General features: G+C 41.2%; 9 protein-coding genes and 4 pseudogenes. 8 read left to right on the forward strand and 5 right to left on the reverse strand.

Annotated features, from left to right (window positions below; genetic code table 11):
* Window positions 1-195: 195 nt before the first annotated feature.
* Window positions 196-546, forward strand: a pseudogene (locus tag I2503_RS08190) (ATP-dependent DNA helicase); the annotation flags it as partial.
* A 711-nt stretch (window positions 547-1,257) separates the two neighbouring features.
* Here the strand turns inward: I2503_RS08190 and I2503_RS09675 are convergent.
* From I2503_RS09675 to I2503_RS08205, 3 genes and pseudogenes are all read right to left on the reverse strand, one after another.
* Window positions 1,258-2,025 (reverse strand): annotated as a pseudogene (locus tag I2503_RS09675) (nucleotidyltransferase domain-containing protein); the annotation flags it as partial.
* A gap of 133 nt (window positions 2,026-2,158) precedes the next feature.
* On the reverse strand, window positions 2,159-2,566 hold the full coding sequence (locus I2503_RS08200; protein WP_196091039.1) for a type II toxin-antitoxin system death-on-curing family toxin: 408 nt from the start codon (window positions 2,564-2,566) through the stop codon (window positions 2,159-2,161).
* On the reverse strand, window positions 2,563-2,784 hold the full coding sequence (locus I2503_RS08205) for an AbrB/MazE/SpoVT family DNA-binding domain-containing protein (RefSeq protein WP_196091040.1): 222 nt from the start codon (window positions 2,782-2,784) through the stop codon (window positions 2,563-2,565). The genes I2503_RS08200 and I2503_RS08205 overlap by 4 nt, the downstream gene beginning before the upstream one ends.
* A gap of 199 nt (window positions 2,785-2,983) precedes the next feature.
* Here I2503_RS08205 and I2503_RS08210 point away from each other — a divergent pair, with 199 nt between their 5' ends.
* The 5 genes from I2503_RS08210 (at window position 2,984) to I2503_RS08230 (ending at window position 7,269) form a co-directional block, all read left to right on the forward strand.
* Window positions 2,984-3,529, forward strand: a complete 546-nt coding sequence (locus I2503_RS08210; protein WP_196967635.1) for a GNAT family protein — start codon at window positions 2,984-2,986, stop codon at window positions 3,527-3,529.
* A 196-nt stretch (window positions 3,530-3,725) separates the two neighbouring features.
* Window positions 3,726-4,193, forward strand: a complete 468-nt coding sequence (locus I2503_RS08215) for a MarR family transcriptional regulator (RefSeq protein WP_196967636.1) — start codon at window positions 3,726-3,728, stop codon at window positions 4,191-4,193.
* Between the two features lie 2 nt (window positions 4,194-4,195).
* Window positions 4,196-5,035, forward strand: a complete 840-nt coding sequence (locus I2503_RS08220; RefSeq protein WP_196967640.1) for an SDR family oxidoreductase — start codon at window positions 4,196-4,198, stop codon at window positions 5,033-5,035.
* Window positions 5,028-5,756, forward strand: coding sequence for an ABC transporter ATP-binding protein (locus I2503_RS08225; RefSeq protein ID WP_196091043.1), 729 nt, complete (start codon window positions 5,028-5,030; stop codon window positions 5,754-5,756). The genes I2503_RS08220 and I2503_RS08225 overlap by 8 nt, the downstream gene beginning before the upstream one ends.
* The gene (locus tag I2503_RS08230) at window positions 5,749-7,269 is read left to right on the forward strand and encodes an ABC transporter permease/substrate-binding protein (protein ID WP_196967637.1); all 1,521 of its coding nucleotides are present in this window, start codon (window positions 5,749-5,751) and stop codon (window positions 7,267-7,269) included. Before I2503_RS08225 ends, I2503_RS08230 begins: the two co-directional genes overlap by 8 nt.
* 121 nt (window positions 7,270-7,390) lie before the next feature.
* Here I2503_RS08230 and I2503_RS08235 read toward each other — a convergent pair.
* Together I2503_RS08235 and I2503_RS08240 are read right to left on the reverse strand one after the other, a co-directional pair.
* A pseudogene (locus tag I2503_RS08235) lies at window positions 7,391-7,649 on the reverse strand (Txe/YoeB family addiction module toxin).
* On the reverse strand, window positions 7,642-7,908 hold the full coding sequence (locus tag I2503_RS08240; protein WP_196967638.1) for a type II toxin-antitoxin system Phd/YefM family antitoxin: 267 nt from the start codon (window positions 7,906-7,908) through the stop codon (window positions 7,642-7,644). Before I2503_RS08240 ends, I2503_RS08235 begins: the two are co-directional and overlap by 8 nt.
* A 247-nt stretch (window positions 7,909-8,155) precedes the next feature.
* On the opposite strand from I2503_RS08240, the gene I2503_RS08245 reads away from it, so the two are divergent.
* The gene (locus I2503_RS08245) at window positions 8,156-9,364 is read left to right on the forward strand and encodes an ATP-binding protein (protein WP_196967639.1); all 1,209 of its coding nucleotides are present in this window, start codon (window positions 8,156-8,158) and stop codon (window positions 9,362-9,364) included.
* Between the two features lie 24 nt (window positions 9,365-9,388).
* Window positions 9,389-9,478: pseudogene (locus I2503_RS08250) on the forward strand (YkgJ family cysteine cluster protein); the annotation flags it as partial.
* Between the last annotated feature and the right edge of the window lie 130 nt (window positions 9,479-9,608).

Consider the following 9,608-nt stretch of genomic DNA (forward strand, 5'->3'; position numbering starts at 1 on the left):
AGCAGCAAGAGCATTAGGGATGCGGCAACATCCTTAAGACATTTTTAAATATGTTCGCCTTAAGTATAACACAGATAGTGTTTTTTTGCGCTTTTTTACTGTGTTATTTTCAAATAAAAGACTATAGCAAGTGTGGCTCCAGTGTGTCGCAGTTTATGAGGTGTGGCATGGGCTAACTCAGGATGTCGTTTTCGAACAGAATTTGGTTGGGTTCGTGAAATGAATGAAGGGGTTAAGCGTATTTACTCTGAGATGGAATCTGCTTTTCTTCATAAGCCTATATATTCAGAGCCTGGGAATAAAGTGGTTTTGACCTTGAAAAATAATATTGTTAGTCGACATCTTCGAACTCGAGATACTTTAGAAAGACACTTCATATATTTTGAAAACTTTAATGCTGATGAGCAATTACTAGTCCATTACATGTACAATTCAGGAGAGAAGATGACGACAGCAAAGGCAATTGAACTGACAGGAAGAAGTCGTAAATTTATTGTCAAAACTTTGAAAAATTTACACGAGTTGGGTATTTTTGAATGGTTTTGATCAAGTAAAAATGACCGCAATCAATATTATCTTTTAGTTGATAAATGATGGAAAGTGAGCTACCATTAGTAAGTAGGAAACAGTAGGAAACAGTAGAACACAGAAAAACGAAGAAAAACTAAGAAAAATGCACTGAATTCAAATTCAAATCCAAAAATGCCAAACGCATCAAATCCAAAGAGGAACGTATCGTGTTGATAGGAACCGTGGATTTGATGTGTTTTGTTTTGTGTTTATGAATCACTATTTAAATGGGTGGAGGAAGTTAAGTGGATGGGCCATGTAGCAGCGTTTCTTTTTAAATTCTGAAAAGAAAGTTTCGCTGATGTAGTTGTAGAGTATCTCGATTGGTTCTTGATCTCCGAATAGAGAGATTTTCTTAATTTCTCGTTTTAAGAGTACTTGACCGGAGTTTCCATAGCCTTTAAAGATAATTGGAAAAATCAAGTGTTCCTGAGATTGAATTGTTGGGAAATCCTTTAGGTGCACTTCGAAGTCGGATAAGCGGATGTAGGGGAGTAAGCCACTTTTCTCCCATTTTGTTAGGGTCAGTTGGTGTTCAAAGGCAATGGCGCCTGTGTTGCCAGCTTCTTGATAGGTCAATTCGGATGTTGAGAGGTCACATGTAAACTTTGCAATTGGTTCATTACCGGGTGCTTTAATGTCAAATTCAATTTTTGAAAAATATTCGAAAGGAATGTCATTCCCCACCCCGATTTCTTCTAGGAAGAAATGGTTTAGTGCTTGCCAGTCAGGTTTTTGAGTAGTTTCTAGGTTCTGGAGGTAGGTCTCAATTTCCTGGATGGATTGTTCGAGGAAGGCGTGGATATCGGGGATCGGTGGGATTGGGGCGGATTCTGAATGGGCTTTTTTGATGTCTAGGAGTTGGTTGACGGAATCATACAGTTCGGCTGGCAAGCAGTCTGTGACCAAGTCATTAAAGGGGACGGGTGGAATGGTGTGATACTTTTGGATCCACCGACATGCCAAGACAGGTCTAAGGGCATAGAAGTATTTTTTTGGTCTAACTGTATCGCCGCTGAGATATTTGGAGAGCTGAAGTTTCGCGGTGGATAAGTAGTGGTACATCATCCGTTTTTCGGAGAAGTGTCTTTCTAATAGCGGTGTTATCTCTTCTTGAAATTTGGATGAAAAATAAATAATAGGGGATTGGAGCCATTCGAATAAGGTGGGGTTGGATTTGGCTAAGAGCTTCAGGGCTTTATCGAGGTCCCAGCCATTCATGTCCCAGGTATCGTCGATGGGTAATTCGATGACATCTCTGCTTTGGGTGAGTTGCAGATAGTCCTGGGGCTTGCGTTTGTAAATAAAGCGGATGTCGAAGTCGCTGTCAGGTGATTCAAAACCCCAGGCACGGCTGCCGGATTCTACAGCCCACAGGATTTCGACTCCATAGGTTTGTTCGATTTCTTTGATTTTTTGAGGAACCAAAATCATCATTTCTGCTTGTGTTTTCATAGATTTTCTCCTTGAGGCTTGTCTGTCTTTATTGTAGCAGATTTGGATGGAGGGGCGTTATGGGATATCATCTCTAAGATATAGTAAAAAGTAGAAAAGTGCTTATCGCCAATTGGGGACGTTGATCACTTTTCTACTTTTTAAACACTCTATTTTCTTCTTTCAAGAACTGGGTGATGCTGTCCTTTAATTCTTCAAAATCTCCTTGAAAAGTAGCGATTTCAATCGTTTTTTCAAGTCCATCGTTAAACGAGAGGTTTGACTGAAAGTTATTCAGTGCAAGAAACATGTGTAATGCCATCATAGCCGTTCGTTTATTGGCATTATAGAATGGATGTTTTTTGATTAGATTTATCCAGATAATAGCAGCTTTGCTATAAATATCTGGATAAAGGACCTTTCCAAAGATTTCTTGCTTTGGTTGTTCAACAATCATTTGAAGGCTATTGATATCAGCAATGCCTACTGGTTCTTTAGGAGAATACTTCCCGATAACCATCACGTTAATTTTTATGATATCCTTGGTAGACAAGTATTTCATTTATTCACCAGTTCTTTCAATAATTCATCATATTGGTCCATGGCTTTTTCCAACTCTTTATCAAAGTCAAATTTGGGTTCAGCTTTTCGGATGATGATATTTTTTCCAGAAGTGACAAATTCGATCTCTTCACCGATTTCTGCTCCAAGTGCCTCTTTAATAGCATTTGGAATCGTTATCACAGTACTATTCCCTGTTTTGCGTAATAACACATTCATTAAATGTATTCACCTCCTAGTTTTGTACGTACATTATACCTTATATATACGATTTTTAAAAGTAAATACTTTGTAAAAATTTGTAGTAAAAGCAATTCTGCTTAAATACAATAGAATACTGAATTAACTTCAAAATTGGAATAGTCTGTATTATGCTATACTAGTCTTAAATTAACATATGTGTGAAAGGAGTAGGGTGATGGGGTCTCTAAAAATCAAACCGATTGAAAAAGAGGACATGCGTCAATTATGGCAGATTGGATTTGCGGTCGAAAATCCCGAATGGTCAAAGTGGAATGGTCCTTATTATGACGACTATAAGGCTTACACATTTGAGGAATTCTGCAATACCTTCTTTTTCTATAATGAAGGGAAATATAAACAGGGAATCTATGTGGATGATGTTTTAGTGGGGATGCTGTTTCGTTATTGGGAGGATGAGAAAACCCGCTGGTTAGAGATTGGGATTGTGATTTACGACGAGAACTATTGGGGGAAAGGGTTTGGCACGCAAGCTTTAAGGGAATGGATCTCCGATACTTTTGATACCTTTGACATGATTGAACATATCGGTTTAACCACTTGGTCTGGCAATGAACGAATGATGAAATCTAGTAAGAAGTTAGGTCTGAAACAAGAAGCCCGGATTCGCAAAGTCCGATACTGGCAAGGTGTGTATTATGATAGTGTTAAATATGGTGTTCTCCGAGAAGAATGGGAATTCTTGAAAGATAAGCAAAACTAGTTGCGATATGAACGTCTAATTTCTCACGCGCTTTTTATCCGTTCGTACTTTTCATACAGCTTAACTCCTGAAATCATGCAACTTAGAGTGGTTTCAGGGGTTATTTTTTTGTACAACTAATTCTATATAGAAATTTCTTGACATGGCTGGTCTCTTGTGTTAAAGTATTTCTATATCGAAATAAAGAGGTAAGCAGATGGAAGAGTGGAAAGGTGGTTATCAAAACTTGCACATTCGTTTGTTAAACGGGCGTCTTTTTCAAAAATTATTAAGGAAAGAGAAAGAAGCTCGTTATCGAAGTGAGCAAGGAAAAATTTTATCAGTGCTCTGGCAGTGCGAGGATGGGAGGGCAACGGCTACGGATATTGCACTCCAAACGGGTTTGGCCAATAATACCCTAACTTCGATGATTAAAAAGTTAGTGGAGCAGGGCTTGGTGGAAGTTCGGCCTTGTGCGAATGATAAACGGAAAAAGTATGTGATCTTAACGGAACTAGGCTGGTCACAAAAGGAGATTGGTGATCGGGTAAGTCGTGAGTTGGGAAACATCTTTTACCAAGGCTTTTCTCAGCAGGAAATTCGAGATTTTGAAGCTTACCAAGAGCGTATCTTGGCGAATTTAAAGTCAGCAGAGGTACAGGACATGAAAGGAACGGAGCAATGACAATGATTGGAATTACAGGAGTGACAGGTCATTTAGGGGCTATTGCGGCGAAGCTAATAGCTGCTGCAGGACACAAGGCGATTCATCTAGCCAGGAGTCCAGAAAAAGCTTCTCATCTCCCAGGGGCAGAGATTCGCAAGGTTCAATATGCCAATAGACCGGAGGTTGTAGCAGCCTTAACCGGGATTGATACACTCTTGTTTGTATCGGCACGTGAGAGTGAGGATCGGGTTGCGGAGCACAAGGCTTTTTTAGATGCGGCTAAGGCTGCGGGTGTTCGGCACATTGTTTATACCTCCTTTTACGGGGCTTCTGAGGATGCTACCTTTACCTTGGCGCGGGATCATGCCCAGACGGAGCGGTATATCAAAGATTTAGGTTTCACTTACACCTTCTTGCGGGACAATTTTTATTTAGAATTTTTCCAAGGTTTATTAGAGGAATATGGGGAAATCCGTGGTCCTGCGGGTCAAGGTCGAGTATCTGCGGTGGCACGTCAAGATACGGCAGAGGTTGCAGCTACAATCTTATTGAATGCCAAATCTTGGGCCAATCAAACCTTGAATCTAACGGGACCTGAAGACTTGTCCATGGAAGATGTCTTGCGTATTGGGGCAGAAGTCACTGGAGAGTACTACCGATATATTGATGAATCTCTTGCGGAAGCCTATGAATCTCGGAGGCAATGGCCGGCGCAACAGTGGGAATATGATTCCTGGGTTTCGACCTATACTGCCATCGCAGTGGGAGAGCAAGCGGGTCTTTCTTCAGATGTAGCGCGTGTCTTAGGTCGTCCGCCTAAGTCTTTGAAAGAAGTTTGGTTGAAGGAGATTTATGATTAAATATGAAGGGGTGGCCCTCTCTTACCAGGATAAGAATGTCTTAAAAGGTGTTGATTTGGAAATCCAGTCGGGGGAATTTATCGTTCTGGTAGGACCATCAGGCTCAGGGAAAACAACCTTATTGAAGATGCTGAATCGTTTGCTAGAACCTAGTGACGGAAATATCTATCGGGAAGGCAAACGGATCAAAGATTTTGATGAGCGTGCTTTGCGCTTATCTACAGGGTATGTCCTGCAGCAAATTGCCCTCTTTCCCAATCTAACAGTTGCGGAAAATATTGCTCTCATTCCCAAAATGAAAGGTTGGACTGCAGAGGCAATTCGTCTTCGGACAGAAGAATTATTAGCTAGAGTGGGATTGCCAGCTGAAGTCTATGCGACTCGGATGCCAAGTGAATTATCTGGTGGGGAGCAGCAACGTGTGGGAATTGTCCGGGCCATGATTGGCGAACCGGAAGTTTTACTGATGGATGAACCCTTCTCGGCTTTAGATGCCATATCCAGGAAACAACTCCAGATTTTGATTAAGGAGCTGCATCAGGAGTTCGGGATGACAACCATTTTTGTAACCCATGATACCGATGAAGCCTTACTTCTGGGGGATCGCATTGCAGTACTAGAGGCTGGGTACATTCGCCAGTTTGCGACTCCAAAGATGATCTTAGAGGAGCCTGCTACGGATTTTGTAGCGGATTTGTTTGGAGGTGCTGCCTATGCTTGATTTGGTCACTACCTTTCAAGAGCGGTCTGCTGAGTGGGTGCAAGCCTTAGGGGAACACTTACAGCTCTCCCTTCTATCCTTGCTTCTAGCGATTTTGCTCTCACTTCCACTAGCTTTTGGTTTGAAAGAAAACAAGCGTTTATCGGCTCTTGTTTTGCAGCTTGCTGGGATTTTTCAGACCATTCCTTCCATGGCCTTGCTGGGGCTCTTTATCCCACTCATGGGAATTGGAACTCTTCCAGCTTTAACCGCCTTGGTCATCTATGCTCTATTTCCGATTTTAGAAAATACAATAACAGGCTTAAATGGTGTTGATCCAAGTTTGGAAGAAGCTGGCCTAGCTTTTGGAATGACTAAGTGGGAGCGTCTGAAGACGTATCAGTTGCCTTTAGCTATGCCGGTTATCATGTCGGGAATTCGGACTTCAGGTGTGATGATTATCGGGACAGCAACGCTAGCGGCTCTGGTTGGTGCTGGAGGTCTGGGATCCTTTATTTTATTGGGGATTGATCGTCGGAATACCAGTCTCATCTTAATTGGGGCTCTATCAGCAGCTTTGTTGGCTATTCTTTTCAATCTTTTGTTGAAGTGGATGGAGAAGGCTAAGTTAAGGACGATTGCGGCAGCCTTTGCAGCCCTTTTATTGGGAGTTGGAGTATCTTTGGGAACCACACTTCTTCCCAAACAGGAGGAGAAGACCCTAGTCATTGCGGGTAAACTCGGGCCTGAGCCTGAGATTCTGATGAATGCCTATAAACTTTTAATTGAAGAAAATTCAGAGCTACAAGTTGAGGTCAAACCCAATTTTGGAAAGACGGATTTTCTCTACCAGGCCTTAAAGAAAGGGGATATTGATATCTACCCTGAATTTACGGGGACGATCACGGGGAGTCTCTTGCGACCAGCACCAGAGTTGAGTCATGATCCGGAGCAGGTTTATGAGGCGGCGCGTGATGGGATTGCCAAACAGGATGACTTGGCCCTTCTAAAACCCATGGCCTATCAGAACACTTATGCTATAGCAGTTCCCCGGGCCATTGCGGAGGAATATCAGCTGAAAACAATTTCAGATTTGAAGAGGGTAGAAGGGCGTCTTAAGGCCGGGTTTACCTTAGAATTTAATGATCGGGAGGATGGAAATAAGGGTCTGCAATCCTTATATGGCTTAAATTTAGATGTTGTGACCATGGAGCCAGCCTTGCGATACCAGGCGATTGCGTCTGGAGATATTCAGATCATTGATGCGTACTCTACGGATGCAGAGTTGGCTCAGTATGACCTGGTTGTTCTTGAAGATGATAGGCAGCTTTTCCCTCCTTATCAAGGGGCTCCTCTCATGCGTCAATCACTTTTGAAAGAATATCCTGAATTAGAGGGAATTCTGAATCAATTAGCTGGGAAAGTTACAGCAGATCAGATGAGTCGAATGAATTATGCAGTAGGCGTTGAAGGACGCGATGCCCGTAGTGTAGCTGAGGAATTCTTAAAAGAAGAAGGCTTGCTTAAGGAGTGATTAGGTTTATTGAATTCGGTAGAGGTTGTTTAAACGGATTCGATTTATTTTTGAAGAAAGCATAGTAAAATCCTCAATCCCGTTGAAATAGAAGGGGTTGAGGATTTTTTTACAGATTGAGTTAGTAGTGGTCTTTGCAGGGATAAATATAGATGGTGGTGTCATCAACCTGATAGGTAATGCGGTGTTCTTCTGAAATCCGTCGAGACCATTTTCCCGCTAAATCGTGTCGGAGCGGTTCAGGTTTGCCGATGCCTGTAAATGGGTGCCTGTCAATATCTTTTATCAATCGATTGATTTTTTTTAATGGTCGCTTTATTTCCTTGTTCATACCAGTAAAAATAGTCATCCCAAGCTTCATCAGACCATGCTTTATTCATCGGCCGCCTCTAATAATTCATGAGTTTGAAAGTCCCCTGTGTGGAATTGGTGGTCACCTTTTCGAATTTTATTCATGAGATAATTGTTGGACTGGATGCGTAAGGTTTCCTGCATACTATCATAGTCGCGCTTCGATAGAACGACAACGGTATCCTCAACATTTTTTGAAGTGACAATGAGTGGTTCAGCATCCTCGTTAACTTGACGTATATATTGTTTCAAATTTTGACGAAAGTTTGAATAAGTAACAGCTTCCATGACGTTCTCACCTCCTCGTTAATATTGTACGATATATTGTACCAAAAATCCTTGATTGTTTTAAGGAAAAATAGGGACCAAAGATGTAGAATGGATTTAAGATTTAGGATATCACAATTGGTAGTGGATTGACGTCATATATGGAAATTATTTCTAGTTAATTAGAAATTAAATTTTAAAACAACCATTATTTCCAATTGATTGGAAATAATGGTTGTTTTTGGTATACTCTTAGAGAGGTGGTTCAATGAAATGGATAGATAGACCAGAATATGTCGCTTTTTTAAATCGGTATCGGGATCGACAGGTCATTAAGGTAATCAGTGGCGTAAGACGGGCTGGTAAGTCGGTTCTTTTTCAGCTTTTTCGGCAAGAGCTGATTCAGTCAGGTGTGGCGGAAAGTCAAATTCTAGTGATTAATTTTGAAGATCTTCGCTATTATGAATTGAGAAATTTTCAGGCTCTGAATCGGTATTTAGAGGAGCAGCTTCAAACTCCAGAAACCTACTATATTTTTTTAGATGAAATCGAGCATGTGGATCAGTTTGAGTTGGTTGCGGATAGCTTATTTATCAAGCCGAATGTTGATTTATATTTGACAGGTTCTAATGCTCGTTTCATGAGCAGTGATTTGGCAACGAACTTAACGGGTCGATATGTTCAGTTAGAAGTTCTCCCCCTATCCTTTTCAGAATATGTAGCTGGGCGGAGGGAGGAAGGTTTGTCGCAAAGTCAGCTGTTCAATGACTATTTGTTTAGTGCTTTTCCTTATTTGTTGCAAACAGAGAGTTACCGCGAGCGTATCGAGTACTTACAAGGTCTCTATTCCACGATCTTGTTGAATGATGTGTTGCCTAGGGCCGGTGCAGCTAGCCCAGATTTATTAGAACGTTTAGTACGGACGCTTCTCAGTAGCATGGGGAGTCCAATTTCTACGAATAAAATTCGGAATACCTTGGTTAGTCAAGGAGTCAAAGTATCCAATACCACCTTAGAAGGCTACCTGGATGCTTTGTTGGATTCCTTATTGTTCTACGCTGTCCCTCGGTTTGATGTCAAAGGGCGAACCCTTTTGCAAAGACTAGAGAAATTTTACTGCGTTGACCTTGGTTTTCGCCAATTGCTCCTACCAGATCACCAAGAAGATTTAGGGCATATGATTGAAACGATTGTTTATTTGGAATTAAGACGGCGTTTTTCTAAAGTATATGTCGGAAATATAGGTAAATACGAAGTGGATTTTATTGTTGTGACCGACACAGGAACTTATCAGTACTTTCAGGTGAGTCTGTCGACTCTAGATCCTGCGACACTTGAGCGTGAACTTCGTCCATTGCAAGCCATCAAGGACCAGTATCCTAAATATCTTCTAACATTGGATCAAATCCAGTCAGAAGCTAATTATGATGGGATTCAAAAGAAGGCGCTCCTGAATTGGTTATTAGAAGAGTCCTAGAGATTTGTAGAAAGGAAATCAAAAATGGATTTAGAACGCTATCATCAGTTGGCTTTGCAGAAGCAAAAAGAGCATCGAAAGTTCCTCGCGGGGCTTAAGAAAAAACCTCCTAAACAGTCAATGTCATTAAGTTAAGACCTAGAATTTAGAATAAGACCACATTTGAAAGCTCATAATTACATCAGACTTTCAAATGTGGTCTTTTTGTGCACGCCAAATAAAGGTTTTTGTGACCTTTTTTAAA

Origin of the sequence: Streptococcus sp. NLN64 (assembly GCF_015831295.1) — a bacterium.
Lineage (GTDB): Bacteria > Bacillota > Bacilli > Lactobacillales > Streptococcaceae > Streptococcus.